We start from the raw sequence: 22,503 nt of genomic DNA, 5'->3' as shown, positions 1-22,503 counted from the left end.
CCTGACCTGGAAAGGAGTCGGTTGTGGCCATACCCGCGATCGAGCCCTACCCGATGCCCACCGAGGACGACCTTCCCGCGAACACGGCCTCGTGGTCCGTGAGCCCGTCCCGTGCCGTCCTGCTCGTGCACGACATGCAGAACTACTTCCTGCGGCCGTTTCCGGCCGGCCGGTCACCCGTCGGCCCCCTGGTCCGCAACGCGGTCCGGCTCAAGCAGGCGTGCGCCCGGCTGAACGTGCCGGTCGCCTACACCGCCCAGCCGGGCGACATGACCGAGCGGCAGCGCGGACTGCTCAAGGACTTCTGGGGGCCGGGCATGACCGCCGGGCCGCGGGACCGCGCCGTCGTCGAGGAACTGACGCCGGGCCCCGGCGACACCGTGCTCACCAAGTGGCGGCCGAGCGCCTTCTTCAACACGAGCCTGCTGGAACTGCTCCGCGACACGGGCCGGGACCAGCTGATCGTGTGCGGCGTGTACGCCCACGTCGGGATCCTCATGACCGCCGGTGAGGCCTACGCACACGACATCCAGACGTTCGTCGTGGGGGACGCCGTCGCCGACTTCAACCTGGACGACCACCGCATGACGCTCCAGTACGTCGCGACGCGTTGCGGCATGACGCTGCCCACCGAGACCCTGCTGCGGCAGCTGAAGGAGGCGGGCCGCTCATGAACCCCGGTGCCGAGGAGGCACTCCCCGGCGGACAACACCCCCTGCTGCGGCGGATCCTCGCCGACGACCCGCCGCCGTTCGCCCTGCTGCACCGGCCGCAGACCACCGGAGCGGACCAACTGGAGCTGCTGACGGGAACCGTCACCCATCCGGACTCGCTCGCCGAACTCCCCCTCCCGCAGGACCCCGGTGCGCCGGGGCACGACGTCCTCGCCGTACTGCCCTACCGGCTGCTGGCCGAGCGCGGCTACTCCTGCCCGGACGACGGCACCCCGCTGCTCGCCCTGACGGTCGAGGAACGGTGCGGCCTCTCGCTGCGGGAGTTGCTGGAGCAGGCCCCGGACATGCCGATCAGGATGGACGAGCACGGCTTCGACATCGACGACGAGGCGTACGCCGGCACGGTGCGCCGGATCATCCGGGACGAGATAGGCCGCGGCACGGGCGCCAACTTCGTCTTCAAGCGCACCTACCGGGCGCAGCTGGAGAACTGGAGCGCGGCCACCGCCCTGGCGTTCTTCCGCCGGCTGCTGCAGCGTGAACCCGGCGCCTACTGGACGTTCCTGATCCACACGGGCGACCGGTGCCTCGTCGGCGCGACCCCGGAACAGCACGTGAGCCTGGTCGACGGCGCGGTGTCGATGAACCCGATCAGCGGCACCTACCGCTATCCCGAAGGCGGCGCCGATCCCGACGGAGTGATGGCCTTCCTGCGGGACACCAAGGAGTCCGACGAACTGTTCATGGTCCTCGACGAGGAACTGAAGATGATGGGCCGGGTCTGCGACCGCGGAGGACGGGTGCGCGGCCCCTACCTCAAGGAGATGCAGCGCCTCGCCCACACCGAGTACCTCATCGAGGGCTCCAGCAGCCGCGACGTGCGCGACATCCTGCTCGACACCCTGTTCGCGCCGACGGTGACCGGCAGCCCGCTGGAGAGCGCCTGCCGGGTCATCGACAAGTACGAACCCGAGGGCCGGGGTTACTACAGCGGGGTGGCCGCCCTGATCAGCCGGGACGGCGCCGGTGGCACCTCCCTGGACTCGTCCATCCTCATCCGCACCGCGGACATCGACCGCAGCGGAGGACTCGGCATCGGAGTCGGCGCCACCCTGGTCAGGCACTCCTCCCCGCAGGCCGAGGTGGCCGAGACCCGGGCGAAGGCCGCGGGGCTGCTGTCCGCCCTGCGCAGCGATCCCGACACCGGCCACCCGGCGTCGCCCGGCGCCGCGGCGCCGACGCGCGGACCGGGGCTGCGAAACCATCCCGACGTGGTGGCCGCGCTCGCGACCCGCAATGCCACCCTGGCCCCCTTCTGGCTGACGGACCCGGCGGAGCGCGACCGTCCGGACCGCCTGCTGACCGGCCGGCGACTGCTCGTCGTCGACGCGGAGGACACCTTCACCTCGATGGCCCGGCACTGCCTCGCCGCTCTGGGCCTGGACGTGACGGTGCGCCGTTTCGACGAGCCGTACACGCTCGACGACCAGGACTTCGTGATCGTGGGGCCCGGCCCCGGAGATCCGGGGCTGCACAGCGACGCCAAGATCACGCACCTGCGCGACCTCACCCGGGGGCTGCTGCGTTCCCGCATCCCGTTCCTCGCCGTGTGCCTCGGCCATCAGGTGCTCAGTTCCCTGCTGGGGCTCGACATCGTGCGCAGACCGGAGCCCAACCAGGGATCCCAGCAGAAGATCGACTTCTTCGGGCGGCCGGAACTCGTCGGCTTCTACAACACGTTCGCCGCGCACTCGGCCGCCGCCACCCTGACCTGCCCGTTCCGGGACGGCGAGATCCGGGTCTGCCACGACCCGGGCAGTGGTGAGGTGCACGCACTGCGCGGTCCGGGCTATGCCTCCGTCCAGTTCCATCCGGCGTCCGCCCTGACGCGCAACGGCACCGCCATCCTGCGCGAACTCCTCGTCGGCGCGCAGGAGAGCTGATGTCCCTCGGCACCGACCGGCAGCCGCGCCGGGGAACGGAAGGAACGGGCGGGGACGACGGCACCGCCGTACCCGCGCGGCTCGTGCGCACCATCGGCCAGCTCGCGGGTGATCTCGAAACGCTGACCGAGCAGACGATCGCGCAGGGCCTGCGGGAGCTGCCCACCTATGCCGGGGTGCCCACGTCCGCGCTGCGCGCGTCGATCGAACGCAACCTCGACATCGCGCTGTGCGCCCTGAGAACGGGTGTCGCGCCGGCACCGGGCGAACTGTTGGCGGCGGAGATCACCGGGCGCGAACGGGCCCGGCAGGGCGTGCCGATCGAGGACATGATGCGGGCGTACCGGCTGAACATCGGGAATGTGCAGCGGCGCTTCCTCGATCTGGCCGCGCTGAACAGCGTCCCGGCCGAGACGGCGCTCGACGGCGCGCGGCTGCTGTGGTCGGTGAGCGACGCCTTCACCGTACGGCTGGCGCTCGCCTACCAGGAACTGAACTTCGAGAGTGCGCTGCACGACGCGCAGCGCCGGTCCGCGTTCGTGCGGTCCCTGCTCGCCGGCACGCTGGACCACGCCGAACTCGACCGTGGCTGCACCCTGTACGGGCTGGATCCCGGCGCGTCCTACCGCGCGGTCCGGGTCCGCGGCGGCCGAGGCGCCGAGGAACTGCGCCGCATGCTGGAGCGCAGCGGCAGCGCCCCGGGCAGGCCGGCCCTGGCCGGCGTGCTCGGCGGCGACTGCGTCGGCGTGGTGGTGCGGCGGCCCGAGGGGGGAGAGGACTGGGTGGCCGGCATCGGTGCCGAGGTACCCCTCACCGAGATCGCGAGCTCGTTCCGTACCGCGACCCGCGCGCTGGACGTGGCGGCGCACATGGGCCGCACCGGTGTGTTCGGAGTGGAGGAACTCACCTGGCGGCTGGCGGCGGCTTCGCACCCCGACGTCGGGAGACATCTGGTCACCCGCTATCTCGAGCCCCTGCGCGCCGAGGGGGAGTTCGGGCTGCTGCTGGAGGACACCGTCCGGGCGTATGTCGACAACGGACTGAGCATCAGGGAGACCGCCGAGGCACTGGTGATCCACGTCAACACCCTCAGGTACCGGCTGCGCCGGTTCGGTGAGATCACCGGGGCGTCCCTGTCGTCCACCCATGTGCTCGTGGAGCTGGTGTGGGCGCTCGAACTGGAGGCACCGCACCGGTGACGACGCTTGTCCTCCCGCACAACGACGGACGGGTGTGCGTTGGGCGTCCGGACATCGACCCCGCTCGGCACCTGGGACATCGTTGCACCGTCGGCTGTTGCGTTCACGCAGAAGGAGTGGGTCGTGGGGGAGTCGGTCTGGATTCTCGGGGTGGGGATGACACGGTTCGGCCGCCACAGCGACCGCGGCGTGCCGGACCTGACGGCTGAGGCGGTCCACGAGGCGCTGACCGACGCGGGGCTGGAGCGGCACCAGGTCGAGGCGGCGTTCTTCGGCAACACGACCCAGGCCGCGCTCGAGGGCCAGCTGATGGTCGGCGGCCAGATCGCGCTGCGCAGGATGGGGTTCGAGCGGATCCCGGTCTTCAACGTCGAGAACGCCTGCGCCACCGGCGCCACCGCGCTGCATCTGGCGGTCAACCAGGTCCGCGCCGGAGCGGTCGACATCGCGCTGGCCGTCGGCGCGGAGAAGATGAACGTGGCCGACCGCGACAAGGCGTTCGCGGTCTTCGACGGGGCCTACGACGTGTCGGATCCGGCCGGGCTGACGGCGACGCTGACCGCGTTGGGCGGAGAGGTCGCCGACGCCGACACCGGCAGGCGCAGCATCTTCATGGACGTCTACGCGGCCATGGCACGGGCGCACATGAAAACGTTCGGCACCACGCAGCGGCAGATCGCGGCCGTCGCGGAGAAGAACCACCGGCACGCCCTGCACAACGACCGGGCGTACCACCGGACGCCGCTCACCGTCGAGGACATCCTCGCCGCCCGGCCCGTGACGTTTCCGCTCACGGTGCCGATGTGCGCACCGCTCACGGACGGAGCGGCGGCGGTCGTGGTGTGCGGGCAGCGCGGGCTGCGGCGGCTGACCGGTGCCGACCGGAGCGTACGTGTCCTGGCCTGCGCGATCGGCACCGGTGAGCAGCGCGAACTGGACGCCACGGACCGGCACATCACCCGGCTCCTGGCCGGGCGGGCGTACGAGGAGGCGGGCGTGGGGCCCGCGGACATCGACGTGGCCGAGGTGCACGACGCGACGGCGTTCTCCGAGATCCAGCTGACCGAGACGCTCGGCCTGTTCGAGCCCGGCGCAGGTGCGCGGGCCGCGGAGACCGGCGTGACGTCGCTGGGCGGCCGCCTGCCGGTCAATCCGTCCGGCGGCCTGGAGTCGAAGGGACATCCGCTCGGCGCGACCGGGCTGGCGCAGGTGTACGAGCTGGTCCAGCAGCTCCGCGGCGAGAGCGGAGCCCGGCAGGTGTCCGGGGCGCGGATCGCGATGGCGGAGAACGGCGGCGGATTCTACGGCGGCGAGGAAGCGGTCGCCGCCATCACGGTACTGGGGGTCTGACATGGCGATCATCGATTTCTTCGACCGGGGCTGGCGCAACGCCCCGCAGGCGCCCGCGTACGTCGGGGGTGAGCGGAGCTGGACCTTCGACGAGGCGCGGAAGCTGTCGTGCCGGATAGCCAACGCGCTGCTGTCGGCCGGACTCCCGAAGGAGACCAAGGCCGGCGTGCTGTCTCCGAACGACCCCCGGGCCTGGATCTGCGTGCTCGGCATCTGGCGCGCCGGTCTGTCCTGGGTGCCGCTCAACCCGACCGCCGCCGCCCCCGAACTGCACCGCGTGATAGAGGAGTTCGACTGCGAGGTGCTGTTCTACCACCCGTCGATGGCGCCGACGGTCGCCGAGCTGGCACCGTCGCTGCCGACGGTCAAGCACTACGTGTGCCTCGACGAGTCGCCGGACCACCCGGCGCTGGCCGACTGGACGGCGGGTCTGCCCGACACGCCGCCCGACGTGCGCCACGACATGGACGACGTGGTGGCCATCTTCTCCACCGGCGGCACGACCGGGGCGTCGAAGGGCGTGATGAACACCCACCGGTCCTTCGGGGTGTCGGTGGCACACTTCATGATCGCCATGCAGTACCGGGCCGACGAACCCATCGTCAACCTGGCCGCACTGCCGATGACGCACGCCGCAGGCGTGTTCAGCCTCGCCGCCACGGCACGCGGCGGCACGGTCGTCATCCTGCCCAAGGGGGAACCGGGCGCCGTCCTCGACGCCATCGAGCGCCACCGCGTCACGGAACTGTTCCTGGCGCCCACCGTCATCTACCGGCTCATGGAGGCACCCGGCGTCGCGGACCGCGACTTCTCCTCCCTGCGCTTCCTGACCTGCGGCGCGGCGCCCATGTCGACGGAGAAGCTCCGCCGCGCCATCGATCTGTTCGGTCCGGTCATGGCGGAGGGCTACGGCCTGGTGGAGGCGTTCGCCGCGATCTCCTTCATCCGCCCCGAGGAACACCTCGTCGACGGCAGGGTGGCTCCCGATTCCCGGCTGGCGTCGTGCGGCCGCCCGAACCCCCTGATCAACGTCGAGATCCGGGACGGCGACGGGCGTCCGGTCCCCACAGGGGTGTCCGGGGAGATCTGTGTCCGCGGCGACCTCGTGATGAAGGGCTACTACAAGGCACCCGACAAGACGGCTGAGGCCATCGTCGACGGGTGGCTGCACACCGGCGACGTCGGCCACTTCGACGAGGAGGGCTACCTCTTCATCACCGACCGCAAGAAGGACATGATCATCTCCGGTGGGCTGAACATCTTCCCGAGTGAGGTCGAGCAGGTGATCTGGGGCCACCCGGCCGTCCAGGACTGCGCCGTCATCGGCATACCCCACGACGACTGGGGCGAGATGGTCACCGCGGTCGTCGAGCTCAACCCCGGCGCCGCCGTGGGCGGCGACGAACTGATCGCCCTGTGCAGGGAGCGGCTGGGCAGCGTCCGGGCCCCCAAGCTCGTGGAGTTCGTCGACTCGCTGCCCCGCAGCGCCAACGGAAAGGTCCTCAAACGGGCCGTCCGCGAGCGGTACTGGACCGGCCGCTCCCGGCAGATCTGAACCGGGCCGCCGCCGACGCGAGGAAGCGGGCGGGCTCCGCGGAACACGGGGAGCGGCCCCGCAGGCCGGGCTGCCGGGCGCGGAGGAGTCCCTTGCGACCGGCCGCCCTGGCCCCGACGCCACCTTTACCGAAGGCCCGGCCCGTGCCGTCCGCCGCCGCTACGATGCCCCTGCCTCAGCCTTCATCCGGGCGGGCGCTCGCCGGCTCCGCCCCGACAGTCCGAGGACGCACCCTGACGACCGCGACGCCTCCGCGCGGCAACCCGGTTCCGTCCCGGGCGGCCCGACCGCTGCCGCCCGGGACGGTACGCAAGCAACGGCCCCGGCCGGGCGAGGAGTTCGCGCTCCGGGACGCCCGCCCCGGCTGCCCGCCCGGAACGTCCGGCCCCCGGCCGTGGACCCGGGCCCACGGCCGGGGGCTCACCCCGTCCGAGCCGCACAGTCACCCCCCGGGGCGTGTGCTCCCGCCCCGGCCCCGGAAGGAAGCATCTTCATGAGCGATCTGCGCATCACCCACGTCGGCGGCCCGACCACTCTGATCGAGGTCGGCGGCTGGCGGCTGCTGACCGACCCGACCTTCGACGAAGCAGGCCGGCGCTACAGCTTCGGCTGGGGCGCGTTCTCCCGCAAACAGACCGGTCCTGCCGTCGCCGCCTCCGAACTGCCGCCCATCGACGCCGTTCTGCTCAGCCACGACCAGCACGGCGACAACCTCGACATCGCCGGCCGTGCGCTGCTCGGCAGGGCGGACGTCGTCCTCACCACGCCGGCCGGTGCGCGGCGCCTGGGCGGCAACGCCCGCGGCCTGGCCTCCTGGTCGGGCACCAGCCTGCACGCGCCGGACCGCCCCACGATCCACGTCACGGCCACTCCCGCACGGCATGGTCTGCCGCTGTCCCGCCCCATCACCGGGCATGTCACCGGCTTCGCCCTCACCTGGGAGGGCCAGCAGCACGGCGCACTGTGGATCTCCGGGGACACCGTGCTGTACGACGGTCTGCGGGAGGTGGCCCGGCGGCTGACGGTGGGCACCGCGTTGCTGCACCTGGGAGGCGTGCGCTTCCCGGTCACGGGCCCCGTCCGGTACACGATGACCGCCGCAGAGGCCCTGGACCTCTGCCGTCTGCTGCGGCCCCGCACGGCCATCCCCGTCCATTACGAGGGCTGGCAGCACTTCCGCGAAGGCCGCGCCGCCGTCGAGCGACACCTGGCCGCCGCACCCGCCGACATCCGCGACAGCTTCCGCTGGCTGCCTCTGGGAACCGCTACCGACATCACCGCCTGACCGACGGCCCGACCCCGTCGTGGCTCCCGCGGTGCCTGCTCAGAGCCAGTCGCGGCGCTTGAAGATGACGTACAGGCTCGTGCACACCACGGCCATCAGGACGATCGCGAACGGGTAGCCGAGCAGCCAGTGGAGTTCCGGCATGTGGTCGAAGTTCATGCCGTAGATCGTGCCGACCAGGGTCGGGGCGAACAGGATGGCGGCCCACGAGGAGATCTTCTTGATCTCCTCGTTCTGCTCGAAGCCCGCCTCCGCCAGCGCACGCATCTCCGCGTTCTGCTGCTGGGTGACCAGAGTCGCGTTGACCGTGAGGATGTCCGCGAGGGCCTGCCGGAAGCCGTCCACGCGCTCGCTGGTGTGGGTGACGTGGTCGGCGACGTCCCGCAGGTAGCGCTGGAGTTCCTCGTCGGTGCCGTACTTGGCGAAACCGGCCATCAGGCTGTGCAGCATGCCCACCAGGGGACGCGTGGCCCGCTGGAACTCGACCATCTCGCGGGACAGTTCGTAGATGCGGCGGGAGACCTCCGGGTCGCCGCGGAAGACCTCCGTCTCGATCTCGTCGATGTCGTTCTGGACGCCGGTGACGACCGGGAGGTAGCCGTCGACGACGGAGTCGAGGATGGCGTACAGCACGGCCTCCGGGCCGAGCCTCAGCAGCTCCGGGGTGTCCTCCATGCGGCGGCGCACCGCGGAGAGGTCCGGCGCGGCGCCGTGCCTGACCGTGATCAGGAAGTCGGGGCCCACGAACACGTGCAGCTCGCCGAAGTCGACCTCCTCCGCCGCGTCCAGGTAGCGGGCGGCCCGCAGCACGACGAAGAGCGTCTCGCCGTAACGCTCCAGTTTCGGCCGCTGGTGCGCCTCCATCGCGTCCTCGACGGCGAGCGGGTGCAGATCGAACTCGGCGGCCAGGGAGAGGAGTTCGGTCTCCGTGGGGCGGGCGAGACCGATCCACGCCATGCCGTCGGGCGCGTCCCGCAGTTCGCGGAACGTGTCCGCGAGTGAAGCCGGCGTCGAGACGCGCACCCCGTCCCGGTACAGCGCCGCCTGGACGACACTGGCGACCTCGGCGGTCTCCGCCGCCTGCGGGGCGGGCTCCGGGGGCCGCCGTTTCGCGGGAGGCGAGGACGTCGGCGTCAGCGCCCGGCGCCAGCCGGACTTCCCGGCACTCGGCGCGTCCGGGCGTACGCGGCGTTCCGACATCGTGCTGCCTCCCGCCCTCGCCGTGCGTAGGTATGATCACGGAGCAGGATATACGGGGTATATGGCGTCGGTGCGAGGGCCGGGGGCCGTACGGAAGGCGTACGGGCGGCCTTCGGGACGGGACACCCGCCCGTTGCGGACAGAAGGTGTCCGCGAGGAGCGTTAGCGTGCGGAGCATGACGAAGACGCCCAGCACGACAGGCACGCCGAGCAAGCCGGGCACGCCGAGCGGACCGGGGACGCCGAAGACGCCGGGGGCGACTGGTGCGGCGGCCAGGACGGCCGCGTCAGGGGGGACAGGCAGCTCCGCGCCCGGCGGGACGGACGTGAACGCGCGCGCCGGGGCGGGCAGGTCGGAGTGCGGAGGGGCGGGGAGGCCCGCAGGGGGGACCGGCAGGGCGACTCCCGGCGGGGCGGGCAGGGCCACCGCCCGCGGGGCGGGCAGGTCCGCGCCCGTGCTCGGCGTCCGCGCGCTGAACCGTGCCACCCTCGACCGGCAGCTTCTGCTGCGCCGCTCCGGACTCGGCGCCAAGGACGCCGTCGGGCACCTCCTGGGGCTCCAGGCGCAGAACGTGAAACCGCCGTACTACGCCCTCGCCGCCCGCCTTGCCGACTTCACGCCGCAGGATCTGTCCCGTCTCATGGCCGACCGCGAGGTCGCACGGATCGTCACCATGCGCTCCACCATCCACACCCACACCGCGGACGACTGCCTCACCCTGCGGCCGCTCGTGCAGGCCGCCCGCGACCGGGAGCTGAACGGCTTCCGCAAGGGGCTCGCGGGCGTCGACCTGGACCGGCTGGCCGCCGTCGGCCGCGAGCTGGTCGAGGCCGAACCCCGCACCATGAAGCAGCTGCGGGAGGCGCTGCTCGTCGAGTGGCCGGACGCCGACCCGTTCGCGCTGTCGGTGGCCGCCCGCTGCCGGCTGCCGCTCGTCCAGGTCACCCCGCGCGGGCTGTGGGGCCGCAGCGGTCAGGTCGCGCTGACCACCGCCGAACGCTGGTTCGGCCGCGCCTCGGAACCGGTGCCCGCGCCGGACGCGACCGTACGGCGCTACCTGGCCGCCTTCGGGCCCGCCTCGGTCAAGGACATGCAGACCTGGGCCGGTCTGACGCGGCTGCGCGAGGTCTTCGACCGGCTGCGCCCCGAGCTGGTCACCTTCCGGGACGAGAACGGCGTCGAGCTCTTCGACCTCCCCGACGCGCCCCGCCCGGAAGCGGACACCCCGGCCCCGCCGCGTTTCCTGCCCGAGTTCGACAACCTGCTCCTCTCGCACGCCGACCGGTCCCGGGTGGTGCCCGGCGACCTCAAGGGGCGCACCTGGCAGGGCAACCAGGCCTACTGCACCCTGCTCGTCGACGGCTTCCTCGCGGGCGTGTGGCGGCAGCAGGGCGACGCGCTGACCATCGAGCCCTTCGGCACGCTGAGCGGGGCCCAGCGGGACGAGGTCGTGGCGGAGGCCGAGCGGATGCTCGGGGTGATGTCCGGCGAGGGGCCCCACGCCATCCGCTTCGGCGCCGTGACGTCGTAGGGCCGTCCGGGTCCGCGCTCGCGGGACGGCCGGGGAGGTGGAAGGGGAGCGTCGCGGGCCGCTCGTGGAGGCCCGCGACGCCCCCCGGTTCATACCTGAGCGGTACTCAGGATGTCTGTGGGCGCCATGAGTTGACGGAAGTGGTCGGCTCCCCGTGCCCGAGCGGCACGCCCTCACGCTAGAAGGCAGGGCCCGGCCGTTCCAAGGGGGGAGCGCCCCTAGCCGGGTGTTGAAGGGAAAACCCTCGGTCGTGCCGGGCAAACCTCCGCACGGCCGCGCCCCGGGGCGAGAGGGTTCTCCCGCCGGCCGGGTTCGCACGTCCCGTACGCCCGGCCCTCACCCGGTGCGGCCCCCGGCCGCCAGCCGGACGATGTCCACCCGCGACCGGATCCCCAGCTTCCGGTAGACCCGGGTGAGGGTGGCCTCGACCGTCTTGACGCTGATGAACAGGCGCCCCGCTATCTCACGGTTGGTGGCGCCCTCCATGACGAGGGCGGCGACCTGGCGTTCCGTCGCGGCCAGCGTGTCCAGCGCCACGGGGGCGGTCACCGGCGCGGCCGGGGCCGCAGGCGCGGTGGCGGCCGCCTCGGCCCGGCGCAGCCACGGCAGGGCCCGGCAGCGCCGGAACAGCCGCACCGCCTCGTCGTACGACGCCGGACCCGGCCGCTGCGGGCGCAGCCCGGCCAGTGCGTACGCGGCCCGCGCCTCCTCGAGTCCGTAGCCCAGCTTGGCGAGCCGGTCCTGCGCCGACGCCAACTGCCGTACGGCGGCGCCGCCTTCACCGCGGGCCGCGCGCGCCAGGGCCTCGGCCCGGTCGAGCAGGGCCAGCACGCTCGCCCGCCCCAGCCGCAGCGCACGGACCCGCGTGGTGTCGATGACGTCCTGCGCCTCCGCCGGCTCGCCGATCAGGACCAGCGCCTCCGCGAGGTCCCCGTGCCAGCGGCCGCGCGCCGGATCGGTGACCCCGAGACTCTCCTCCAGCTCTCTGACCCGCCGCAGTGCCCCTACGGCCGCCGGCGCGTCCCCCGCCACCAGGTGGGCGTGCCCGAGGGCGCCCAGCGCACGCGACAGGTAGATCACGTCGCCGTCCTCCTCGGCGCGCTCCACCGCCTCCCGGGCCAGCGCGAGCGCCCGGTCCAGGTCGCCGCCCGCGGCCTCCGCGAGTGAGGTGAACATGGCGGTGGCCGCCTCCCCGATCCCGGTGTCCCGGGCCAGGCGCAGGCTCTCCCGGGCGAGGTCGAGGGCCCGGCCGCAGTGCCCGGCCCGCAGTTCCGTCTCCGCGAGCCCGCGCAGGAAGTGCACCTCGCTCTCGACCATCCCGCGCCGGCGCACCTCGCGCAGCAGCGCGGTGATCGTCGTCCGCGCCTCGGCGAGCCGGTCGCCCATGATCAGCCAGCGGAAGCGGGCCGCGCCGGCGCCGTTGTGGTCGCAGGCCACCCGCGGGTCCTGCGGCTCCCGCATGGCCCGCTTGATGGTCTCGGGCGCGTCGGGGTGGCCCATCATGGTCTCCATCTGGGCCTGGAACGCCAGCGCGAGCAGCTCGGTGCGCCGGTCCCCGGCCCGTTCGGCCAGCTCCGCGGCGCGGGCCGCCTCCTCGCGGCCCTTCGCCGTCTCGCCCTCCAGGAGCAGTGCCCGCCACGCCAGTTGGTAGCGCACGAGCGCGAGCAGACCGGGGTCCTCGCCCGCGTCGGCGAGGGCCTGCGGGAAGACCGCGTCCACCTCGGCCATGGCCTGCCCGGCCGCGTCGATGACGACCATCCAGGCCCGTACGCGATCGGCGGCCCCGGTGGCACGGCCGAGGACCTCCCGGGCGATGTCCCGGGCGAGATCCGTCTCGCCGGCGGTCAGCGCGTCCTCCGCCGCCTGCAGCCGCCGTTCGTCCGGGCCCGGGACGGTGTCCGCCGGGGTGTGCCGGGCGGCCAGCAGCCCGAGGTCCGCGGCGACCGACGGCGCGCCGCGGTCCCGGGCCGCGGCGGCGGCCTCGCCCAGCCGGGCGGCGACCTCGGAGTCGGTGCCGGTGGTGGCCAGGGCGAGGTGCCGGGCCCGCTCGATGGGGTCGGAGGCCGCGGTGGACAGCGCGGCGTGGGCGGCGCGCCGCTCCTGGGGGGTGGCCTCCGCGTAGACGGCGGCCGAGATGAGGGGATGCGCGAACCGGATTCCCGGACCCTCCCGCTCCGGAGCCAGCAGTCCGAGCGCGGCGGCCGACGCGGTCTCCGTCTCGGCGTTCTCGCGCCCCGCGGCGGCGAGCAGGGCCTGGGTGGGACGGGCGCCCGCGCTCGCCACGAGCAGGGTGCGGCGGGCCTCGGCCGACAGCATCCCGATACGGTGCAGCACCAGTGCGCGCAGCGAGGTCGGCACGGGAAGCGGCTCGCCCGGTCGCGGGGCGGCCGGATTCTCGGCCAGGGCCCGGCCGAGTTCCAGTGCGAAGAGGGGATTGCCCCCGCTGGTGCGGTGGATGTCCCGCACGGCCGACCGGGGCAGGCCGGTGTAACCGCGGTGACCGAGCAGTTCGGCGACCTGCGGGTGGGAGAGCGCGTCGACGCGTACGGCGAGGGTGTCCGGCGGCAGCACGCGCAGATGCGGGTCGTGCCGGTGGGTCTCGGGCTCGGCCTCCGTGCGGACCGCGCACAGCATCCGCACCGGCATCTCGCCGAGGCGCCGGGCGGCGAAGCCGAGGAGTTCGGTGCTGGCGGGATCCAGCCACTGGAGGTCGTCGGCGACGATCAGCAGCGGGCCGCGGGCGGCCAGGGCGCGGAGCGCGGACAGCACCGCGAGGCGCAGGGCGAGACCGCCGCGCTGAAGGGTCGACTCGCCGCGGCCGGTGAGCGCGGACTCCAGGGCGGTGCGCTGCGGGGCGGGCAGGGTGTCCGACACCTCGTCGAGGACGAGGCCGAGGAGGTCGGCCAGGGCGAGGAAGGGCAGATGGGATTCGGATTCGGTGGCCGAGCAGCGCAGGACGGTCCGGGCCGCGTCGGCGTATTCCGCCGCCAGGGCCCGCAGCACGGTCGACTTTCCTATTCCCGCCGGTCCGTGGACGAGCACGCTGCCCCCGCGGGAGAGCTGTTCGCGGGCGCCCGCGAACAGGTCCTTCCGGCCGATGACCAGGTCGGGGCGGGGTCTCACAGGCTCCTTGAAGTCCCCTGTCACGGGTCACCGCTCCCCTCGTGCGTCGCGTCCGGCCAATATTAGGCAACGGACCGCTTGATTTCGGACGGTCGCGGAGGTGAGGGAAATAACAAGAGCTCGGCATAACGCCTTTCGGTGCCGCACCGGCTGAACAAGGGGCATTCCGGAAACCACGCAGGCCCCCACGGCACCCGCGCCGACCCCTACGGCACCCGCGCCGGCCCCCACGGCACCCGCATCGGCGCGCACCCGACCGGGCCCCGGGCCCGGGGCGCACACCGTTCCCGGGCCCGGCAGCCGCTGCCGATCCTGGCCCGCCTCGGTGAGGGGCCCGCGCCGAACGCGGACGCGCGTCCCAGCAACAGCCCGGTCCCGCACCACCGCACCCGCGTCCGCACCACCGCACCCGCACCCGCACCCGGAGCGCGCACCCGACCGGGCCCCGGGCCCTGAACGCCTACCGTTCCCGGGCCCGGCAGCCGCAGCCCCTGTCGGTCCCGGCCCGGCCCGGCGCGGGAAGTTCCCGCGTCGCCGAGAGCGGACGCGCGTCCCGTCAGCAGCCAGGACCCGAATGACAACGTGGCGCCACGTCGGCCGTCCCGCCGCCTACCCCGGCCCGCGCCCCGCGGTGCCTCTACGGCAGCAGCCCCGCCCGCCGTGCAGCGACCACCGCTTCCGTGCGGGAATGGGCGCCCAGCTTGCGCATCGCCGAGCGGAGATAGGCCTTCACGGTCTCCGGGCGGAGCCCGAGACGTTCGGCGACCGCCGCGTTGGTCGACCCCGCCGCGACACACGCCAGCACGTCGACCTCCCGGGGGGCCAGCCCGGGGCCCGGGGCGCCGCCGGGCCCGGCGGACTCGCGCGAGGCCGCGTGGGCCAGGCGGCCGCAGGCCCGCAGCAGCTCGGCGCGCAGCGCCGGGTCCTCGACGCGGGGCGCCAGGGCCCGCAGGGCACCGTGCGCCTCCCGCACCTCCTCCCACACCGCCCCGGAGGCCGTACCGGCCGCACGCGTGGCGGCCAGCAGACCCTGCGCCTCCTCTCGCAACAACAGCGCCTGCTCCACGTCCCGCGCCGCCTCCACCGCCGCGGCCAGCGTCCGGTCGCCCAGCGGCCGGGCCGTCCGCAGGGCGCCGTACAGGACACCGCGCACCCGGCGCCGGACGACGACGGGCACCGCGAGGACGGAGCAGAGCCCCTCCGTGGCGACCGCGGCGTCGTACTCGTGGCTGATGTGGCGCGACGACGAGTAGTCCGTCACCGCGCACGGCCGGGCGAGGGCGACCGCCTTGCCGCCCAGGCCGTTGCCCGACGACACCGCGAGCGCGCTGAGCGCGGCCGTCGCCGTACCGCTGAGGACGCTGATGCGCACCTGCCGGCGCCCCGGCTCGACCAGGCCGCCGAAGGCGACCGGCAGCCCCGTCGTCCGCCGCAGCCGGATCAGCGCACCCCGCATCTCGGCCGCCTCGGCCGGATCAGCTGCCACGTGCTCGCCCCTTCATCGCGGCGCACCCCCGTTCGGGGGTGGTGAGACCTGCATCACGGATTACACGATGTTAGGTGGCTGTCCGGCAACGAGGAGGACACATGACGGCGAAGACGAGCGCGACGGACGACTTCCGGAGCGCACGGGACTTCCTGCTGGCACACCGCGAGGACTACGCGGGCGCCTACGAGGGATTCGACTGGCCCCGCCCGGAGTACTTCAACTGGGCCCTCGACTGGTTCGACGTCATCGCGGAGGGCAACGACCGGACGGCCCTGCACCTCGTCGAGGAGGACGGCCGGCGCACCCTCGTCTCCTTCGCCGAGATGTCCGAGCGCTCCGACCGGGCAGCGAACTGGCTGCGCGCCCAGGGCGTCCGTGCCGAGGACCGCATCCTGGTCATGCTCGGCAACCAGGTCGAGCTGTGGGAGACCGCGCTCGCCGCGATGAAGCTGCGCGCCGTCGTCATCCCGGCGACCCCGCTGCTCGGCCCCGCGGACCTGCGGGACCGCGTCGAGCGCGGCCGGGTCCGGCAGGTCGTCGTCCGGGCCGAGGACACCGGCAAGTTCGCCGAGGTGCCGGGCGACTACACCAGGATCGCGGTCGGCTGCCCGCCCGGGCAGCGGCAGTCGTACGAGCGCGGGGGCTGGCGCCCGTACGAGGACGCGTACGACGCCTCCGCCGCGTTCGAGCCGGACGGGCCGACCCGGTCGGACGACCCGCTGATGCTGTACTTCACCTCGGGCACCACCGCCCGGCCCAAACTGGTCGAGCACACGCACACCTCGTATCCGATCGGCCACCTCGCGACCATGTACTGGATCGGGCTCGAGCCCGGCGACGTGCACCTGAACATCTCCTCGCCCGGCTGGGCCAAGCACGCCTGGTCGAACCTCTTCGCGCCCTGGAACGCGGAGGCGACCGTCTTCATCCACACCTACACGCGCTTCGACGCGGCCCGCCTGATGGCTGAGATGGACCGCGCCGGTGTCACCACCTTCTGTGCTCCGCCCACCGTGTGGCGCATGCTCATCCAGGCCGATCTGACCGCGCTGCGCACCCCGCCGCGCGAGGCCCTCGCCGCGGGGGAGCCGCTGAACCCCGAGGTCATCGAGCAGGTGCGCCGGGCGTGGGGCGTGAGCGTCCGGGACGGTTTCGGGCAGACCGAGACGGCGGTCCAGGTCTCCAACAGTCCCGGTCAGCCCCTGAAGCCGGGCTCGATGGGCCGGCCGAGCCCGGGCTTCCGCGTCGAACTGCTCGACCCGGTGTCGGGTGCGCCGGGGGCGTCGGAGGGCGAGATCGCGCTGGACCTCTCGGCCCGTCCCGTGGGCCTGATGACCGGCTACCACGGCGACGCCGACCGCACCGCCGAGGTCATGGCCGGCGGCTACTACCGCACCGGTGACATCGGCTCCCGCGACGCCGACGGATACATCACGTACGTGGGCCGCGCGGACGACGTGTTCAAGGCGAGCGACTACAAGATCTCTCCCTTCGAGCTGGAGAGCGCCCTGCTGGAGCACGAGGCGGTGGCGGAGGCGGCCGTCGTCCCCGCCCCCGACGAGCTGAGGCTCGCGGTCCCGAAGGCGTACGTGGTGCCGGCGGCGGGCTGGGAGCCCGGCCCGGACACCGCGAAGGTGCTCTTCGAGCACTCGCGCCGCGTCCTCGCCCCGTACAAACGCATCCGCCGGCTGGAGTTCGGCGCGCTGCCCAAGACCGTCTCCGGCAAGATCCGCCGGATCGAGCTGCGCGAGGCCACCGCCGCGGGTTCCGCAGCGGAGTACCGCGAGGAGGACTTTCGATGACGAACTCGGCGGCCGTCGAAGCGAGTTACGCCCACGGCACCAGTACGACACCGCTGCTCGGCGACACCATCGGCGCCAACCTGGACCGGGCGGTCGCCGCGCACCCCGCACGCGACGCCCTGGTGGACGTGGAGTCGGGGCGGCGCTGGACGTACGCCGAGTTCGGCGCCGCGGTCGGCGAGGTGGCGCGCGGCCTGCTCGCCAAGGGTGTGCTCAAGGGCGACCGGGTCGGCATCTGGGCGGTGAACTGCCCCGAGTGGGTGCTCGTCCAGTACGCGACCGCCCGCATCGGCGCGATCATGGTGAACATCAACCCGGCCTACCGTGCCCACGAGGTGGAGTACGTGCTGAGGCAGGCGGGGATCTCGGTCCTGATCGCCTCGCAGCGGCACAGGGGCAGCGACTACCGCGCCCTGGTCGACCAGGTCCGCGGGAAGTGCCCCGGACTGCGCGAGACCGTCTACATCGGCGACCCGACCTGGGACGCGCTGACGGCGGCGGCCGCCTCGGTGACGGAGGAACAACTCATCGCGCAGGAAGCTGGATTGAGCTGCGACGACCCGGTCAACATCCAGTACACCTCGGGCACCACGGGCTTCCCCAAGGGGGCCACGCTGTCCCACCACAACATCCTCAACAACGGCTACTGGGTGGGCCGTACGGTCGGCTACACCGAGCAGGACCGGGTCTGCCTGCCGGTGCCCTTCTACCACTGCTTCGGCATGGTCATGGGAAACCTGGGCGCCACCTCGCACGGCGCCTGCATCGTGATCCCGGCCCCCTCCTTCGACCCGGCGGCGACACTGCGGGCGGTGCAGCAGGAGCGCTGCACCTCGCTGTACGGCGTACCGACCATGTTCATCGCGGAGCTGAACCTCCCCGACTTCGCGGCGTACGACCTGTCGTCGCTGCGCACCGGGATCATGGCGGGCTCACCCTGTCCGGTCGAGGTGATGAAGCGGGTGGTCGCCGAGATGCACATGGCGGAGGTGTCGATCTGCTACGGCATGACGGAGACCTCGCCGGTGTCGCTCCAGACCCGCCACGACGACGATCTGGAACACCGCACGGGCACGGTCGGCCGGGTCCTGCCACACATCGAGGTGAAGATCGTGGACCCGGTGGACGGAGTGACGCTGCCGCGCGGCTCGGCGGGCGAGCTGTGCACCCGCGGCTACGGCGTCATGCTCGGCTACTGGGACGAGCCCGAGAAGACCGCGGAGGCCGTGGACCCGGGGCGCTGGATGCACACCGGCGACCTGGCCGTGATGCGCGACGACGGCTACGTCGAGATCGTCGGCCGCATCAAGGACATGATCATCCGGGGCGGCGAGAACGTGTACCCGCGCGAGATCGAGGAGTTCCTCTACGCGCACCCGAAGATCGCCGACGTCCAGGTGGTCGGCGTGCCGCACGAGCGCTACGGCGAGGAGGTGCTCGCCTGCGTCATCCCCCGCGACCCCGGGGACCCGCTCACGCTGGAGGAGTTGCGGTCCTTCTGCGAGGGGCAGCTCGCGCACTACAAGATCCCCAGCCGGCTGCGGATCCTGGAGTCCTTCCCGATGACGGTGTCGGGCAAGGTGCGGAAGATCGAACTGCGGCAGGGGTACGGGGAGTAGGCCGTGCCGTGTGCGCGGGCCGGCCCGCACACGGGGAGTGGACCGTCCCGCGCGCGGCCCGGCCCGCGCCGCAGTGAAAGGGGCCGCCGTCGCGGTCAGGCCCGCGGCGCGAGAAGTTCGTCGGCGCTGCCGTTGACCGGCTGCGGGGTGCCCGTGAGGTCGAGGACGAACAGGGCGACGTGCAGGGCGTCGGCGCGGCTGCGGGCCTCGTCCTCGTAGCCGGCGAGCGAGAAGTACACGCACTGCGCGGATTCCGTCATGGCCGTCAGCCACAGGCACTCCACGTCCCGCGGCGCGGCCGGACGCACGGTCGGATCCACCTGAGCCACCAAGCCCCGGGCCGCGAGCCCGATTCCTGACGGCGGCCGCTGGTCCGCCCGCCTGACATCCCGGTACCCGAGCCAGCGCAGATAGAGGGCGGCGGCGGTGACGGCGTCCCGGGCCGTCCTGATGGTGACGGGCCGGAAGGCGGCACGGCGGGCCGGGCCGGCGACGCGGGGCAGCGGGCCGCGGTGGGCGCGGCCCACCGACGCGGGGCCGGAGGCCGACGGCCAGGACCGGCCCGTCCCGGTCCGGGTCCCGCCGGACGGCCCCGCACCCGAAGCGGCGCCGCGGCCGCCCCCCGACCGGCCGTCGGCGCCGGTGCCACGCTCTCCTCCGGGACCACCACGGGGCGCGTCCCCGTTCACGGCGCCTCCGGGACCACCGCGGGGCGCGTCCCCGGACACGGCGCCCCCGGGACCGGTGCCGGTGTCGGCGTCGGTCCCGGCACCGATGCCGCTGCCGGACGCGGTGTCCCGTCCGGAGTCGGCACCCAAGTCTTCGCCCGTGGCAGCGCCGGAGCCGGGGTTCGGTCCCGCGGGCGGGGTGGCCGGCATCTTCGGCACCGGGATGCGCAGGGCCGTGCCGCACGGGCAGTCCAGCTCCGGGTGGGGCCACTCGTGCTCGCGTCCGCAGGCACCGCAGCGGACGGTGACCCAGTCCTCCGCCCAGACGCGGTGGGTGACGGCGACCGGCGCCGCGCGCCGGTCCAGCGGCGGCGTGACCGGCGCACCGCACTCGCACGGGTAGGACGGCGCGGCGTACCGGTGCTCGCGGCGACAGGCCGGGCACCGCACCGGGACGCTCTCGGCCATGACCCACTCCAGTGACGACGTGGCATCGGGACAGCGCCCCCATCGTCCTCCTGCCGACCCTCTCCGGTCAGCGGAACGGCCCGACGGCCGGGAACCGGACGAGGCCGGGGCGCACCCGCGTCCGGGCACGTCGCCCACTCTTGACGGCTCGTCGGCCCGCCACTTACATTGCTTCCAGATAGTAGAAGTTACTTTCCGCATTACGGAATGCGTGGTGCGGGGTTCACACGGATCACATGGCTCTCCGAGGGGCGCGACGGGAGCGCGAATCCGCCGGCGAAGCAGGAGTACTCCATGGCTCGTATGACCGCTGCCCGCGCGGCAGTCGAGATCCTCAAGCGCGAGGGCGTCAGCGACGCGTTCGGTGTCCCGGGCGCGGCGATCAACCCCTTCTACGCGGCGCTCAAGGCCTCCGGCGGGATCAGCCACACCCTCGCCCGGCACGTCGAGGGCGCCTCGCACATGGCGGAGGGCTACACCCGGACCCACCCGGGCAACATCGGCGTCTGCATCGGTACGTCGGGACCGGCCGGCACGGACATGATCACCGGTCTCTACTCCGCGACCGGCGACTCCATCCCGATCCTGTGCATCACGGGCCAGGCCCCGACCGCCGTGATCCACAAAGAGGACTTCCAGGCCGTCGACATCGCCTCGATCGCCAAGCCGGTCACCAAGATGGCGGTCACGGTGCTGGAGGCCGCGCAGGTCCCCGGCGTCTTCCAGCAGGCCTTCCACCTGATGCGCTCCGGCCGGCCGGGCCCGGTCCTCGTCGACCTGCCCATCGACGTGCAGCTCACCGAGATCGAGTTCGACCCGGAGACGTACGAGCCGCTGGGGGTCTACAAGCCCGCCGCGACCCGTGCCCAGGTCGAGAAGGCGATCACCCTGCTCAACGAGTCCGAGCGCCCGCTGATCGTCGCCGGCGGCGGCGTGATCAACGCGGACGCCTCGCACCTGCTCGTCGAATTCGCCGAGTTGACGGGCACTCCGGTCGTCCCGACCCTCATGGGCTGGGGCATACTGCCCGACGACCACGAGCTGAACGCCGGCATGGTCGGCCTCCAGACCTCGCACCGCTACGGCAACGCGACGTTCCTGGAGTCCGACTTCGTCCTCGGCGTCGGCAACCGCTGGGCCAACCGCCACACCGGCAGGCTGGACGTCTACACGGCCGGCCGGAAGTTCGTCCACGTCGACATCGAGCCCACCCAGATCGGCAGGATCTTCGCACCGGACTACGGCATCGCCTCCGATGCGAAGGCCGCGCTTGAGCTGTTCGTCGAGGTGGCCCGCGAGCTGAAGGCCCGGGGCGGGCTCCCCGACCGCTCCGCCTGGGCCGCGTCCGCGCAGGAGCGCCGGGCGACGCTCCAGCGCCGTACCCACTTCGACGACATCCCCATCAAGCCGCAGCGCGTCTACGAGGAGATGAACAAGGCGTTCGGCCCCGAGACCCGGTACGTCACCACCATCGGGCTCTCGCAGATCGCCGGCGCCCAGATGCTGCACGTCCACCGGCCGCGGCACTGGATCAACTGCGGCCAGGCGGGCCCGCTCGGCTGGACCGTCCCGGCCGCGCTCGGCGTCGCCAAGGCCGATCCGAAGGCCCAGGTCGTGGCGCTCTCCGGCGACTACGACTTCCAGTTCATGATCGAGGAACTGGCCGTCGGCGCCCAGCACCGGATCCCGTACGTCCATGTCCTGGTGAACAACGCCTACTTGGGCCTGATCCGGCAGGCGCAGCTCGGCCTGGACATCGACTTCCAGGTCAACCTGGAGTTCGAGAACATCAACTCCCCGGAGCTGGGCGTCTACGGCGTGGACCACGTCAAGGTCGTCGAGGGCCTCGGCTGCAGGGCGATCCGGGTCACCGACCCCGCCGAGCTGGGCGCCGCCTTCGAGCAGGCCAAGAAGCTCGCCGCCGAGTACCGGGTGCCGGTGGTCGTGGAGGCCGTCCTGGAGCGCGTCACCAACATCGCGATGAGCAGGACGAACGACATCAGTGAAGTCGTCGAGTTCGAGGAGCTCGCGACCGAGCCGGGTCACGCGCCCACCTCGGTCAGGACGCTGAAGGTCTGACGCCGGCGGCTCCTCCCCGCACGACGGCCGGAAGGGCGGTTCACCGACCGGTGAGCCGCCCTTCCGCCTGCCCGGGACCCGCGTCCCCCGCGGCTCCCGTCCCCGTGATGCATCCCCCGTGCGGCGGTGCTGTGGTGCTCCCCCCGCGCCGTCGTGCTTCCCCCGTGCTGTGGTGCTTCCCCCGGTGTGAGGCCTGCCGCCCCCGTGACGGCGGGCCTCATATGCCGAGGATGTGCCTTTGGCGGGGCGAGTTGAAGCCCTGCGCCGTTGTTCAGAGGTTGATTTGAGGGTTCCGTAGGCCAGGTACGCCCGCTTGCGTACGTACCGGCCCCGCTGCGGCGGACGGCGCACCGCCGTGCCGCACTCGCCGGCGGGACCCGGACGCACTCGCCGCCGGGCCCGGACACATCCCCCCTGGCCGGTCCCGGGCACAGCGGAGCGCCGGGTACGGGACCGTCCGTACCCGGCGCTCTGGGCCGGTGGGCTGTGTGGTTGTGGCCGTCCGACGGCGCGAGGC

At 73.0% G+C, this 22,503-nt stretch carries 14 protein-coding genes; 10 read left to right on the top strand and 4 right to left on the bottom strand.

The genetic code is table 11. The features are described 5' to 3' along the window. The first annotated feature begins 23 nt into the window (after window positions 1-23). The 6 genes from AC0ZLC_RS00705 to AC0ZLC_RS00680 all read left to right on the top strand — a co-directional run bounded on the left by AC0ZLC_RS00705 (window position 24) and on the right by AC0ZLC_RS00680 (window position 8,006). The gene (locus AC0ZLC_RS00705; protein WP_476749849.1) at window positions 24-674 is read left to right on the top strand and encodes an isochorismatase family protein; all 651 of its coding nucleotides are present in this window, start codon (window positions 24-26) and stop codon (window positions 672-674) included. Continuing rightward, entirely contained in the window at window positions 671-2,617 is a 1,947-nt protein-coding gene (locus AC0ZLC_RS00700) for an anthranilate synthase family protein (protein ID WP_476749848.1), read from the top strand. The genes AC0ZLC_RS00705 and AC0ZLC_RS00700 overlap by 4 nt, the downstream gene beginning before the upstream one ends. Then, entirely contained in the window at window positions 2,617-3,816 is a 1,200-nt protein-coding gene (locus AC0ZLC_RS00695; RefSeq protein WP_476749847.1) for a PucR family transcriptional regulator, read from the top strand. Before AC0ZLC_RS00700 ends, AC0ZLC_RS00695 begins: the two co-directional genes overlap by 1 nt. Before the next feature lie 123 nt (window positions 3,817-3,939). Next, complete coding sequence (locus AC0ZLC_RS00690) at window positions 3,940-5,166, top strand: thiolase family protein (RefSeq protein WP_476749846.1); 1,227 nt, start codon at window positions 3,940-3,942, stop codon at window positions 5,164-5,166. Window position 5,167: 1 nt separating this feature from the next. Next, the gene (locus AC0ZLC_RS00685) at window positions 5,168-6,721 is read left to right on the top strand and encodes a class I adenylate-forming enzyme family protein (RefSeq protein ID WP_476749845.1); all 1,554 of its coding nucleotides are present in this window, start codon (window positions 5,168-5,170) and stop codon (window positions 6,719-6,721) included. A gap of 493 nt (window positions 6,722-7,214) precedes the next feature. After that, entirely contained in the window at window positions 7,215-8,006 is a 792-nt protein-coding gene (locus AC0ZLC_RS00680; protein WP_476749844.1) for an MBL fold metallo-hydrolase, read from the top strand. Between the two features lie 39 nt (window positions 8,007-8,045). On the opposite strand, the gene AC0ZLC_RS00675 is transcribed toward AC0ZLC_RS00680, so the two are convergent. Continuing rightward, entirely contained in the window at window positions 8,046-9,206 is a 1,161-nt protein-coding gene (locus AC0ZLC_RS00675) for a magnesium and cobalt transport protein CorA (protein ID WP_476749843.1), read from the bottom strand. Between the two features lie 146 nt (window positions 9,207-9,352). Between AC0ZLC_RS00675 and AC0ZLC_RS00670 the strand changes: the two genes are divergently transcribed. After that, the gene (locus AC0ZLC_RS00670; protein WP_476749842.1) at window positions 9,353-10,738 is read left to right on the top strand and encodes a winged helix DNA-binding domain-containing protein; all 1,386 of its coding nucleotides are present in this window, start codon (window positions 9,353-9,355) and stop codon (window positions 10,736-10,738) included. 336 nt (window positions 10,739-11,074) lie between these two features. Here AC0ZLC_RS00670 and AC0ZLC_RS00665 read toward each other — a convergent pair whose 3' ends face one another. Then, entirely contained in the window at window positions 11,075-13,885 is a 2,811-nt protein-coding gene (locus AC0ZLC_RS00665; RefSeq protein WP_476749841.1) for a helix-turn-helix transcriptional regulator, read from the bottom strand. 613 nt (window positions 13,886-14,498) lie between these two features. Next, window positions 14,499-15,347 (bottom strand): LuxR C-terminal-related transcriptional regulator, encoded by an 849-nt coding sequence (locus tag AC0ZLC_RS00660; protein ID WP_476749840.1) that lies wholly within the window; start codon window positions 15,345-15,347, stop codon window positions 14,499-14,501. A gap of 101 nt (window positions 15,348-15,448) precedes the next feature. Here AC0ZLC_RS00660 and AC0ZLC_RS00655 point away from each other — a divergent pair, with 101 nt between their 5' ends. Further along, window positions 15,449-17,152 (top strand): AMP-binding protein, encoded by a 1,704-nt coding sequence (locus AC0ZLC_RS00655; RefSeq protein ID WP_476749839.1) that lies wholly within the window; start codon window positions 15,449-15,451, stop codon window positions 17,150-17,152. Continuing rightward, window positions 17,149-18,771, top strand: coding sequence for an AMP-binding protein (locus AC0ZLC_RS00650; RefSeq protein ID WP_476749838.1), 1,623 nt, complete (start codon window positions 17,149-17,151; stop codon window positions 18,769-18,771). The genes AC0ZLC_RS00655 and AC0ZLC_RS00650 overlap by 4 nt, the downstream gene beginning before the upstream one ends. A gap of 95 nt (window positions 18,772-18,866) precedes the next feature. Here AC0ZLC_RS00650 and AC0ZLC_RS00645 read toward each other — a convergent pair whose 3' ends face one another. Further along, a complete protein-coding gene (locus AC0ZLC_RS00645) occupies window positions 18,867-19,649 on the bottom strand; it encodes a hypothetical protein (RefSeq protein WP_476750205.1) in 783 nt (260 codons plus the stop codon). A 552-nt stretch (window positions 19,650-20,201) separates the two neighbouring features. Here AC0ZLC_RS00645 and gcl point away from each other — a divergent pair. After that, on the top strand, window positions 20,202-21,986 hold the full coding sequence (gcl, locus tag AC0ZLC_RS00640; RefSeq protein WP_476749837.1) for a glyoxylate carboligase: 1,785 nt from the start codon (window positions 20,202-20,204) through the stop codon (window positions 21,984-21,986). Window positions 21,987-22,503: the final 517 nt, after the last annotated feature.

This window comes from Streptomyces sp. GLSS-08, from assembly GCF_056387915.1.
The sequence above is the reverse complement of the archived record's forward strand: the minus strand, read 5'-3'. Positions and strand labels throughout refer to the sequence as shown.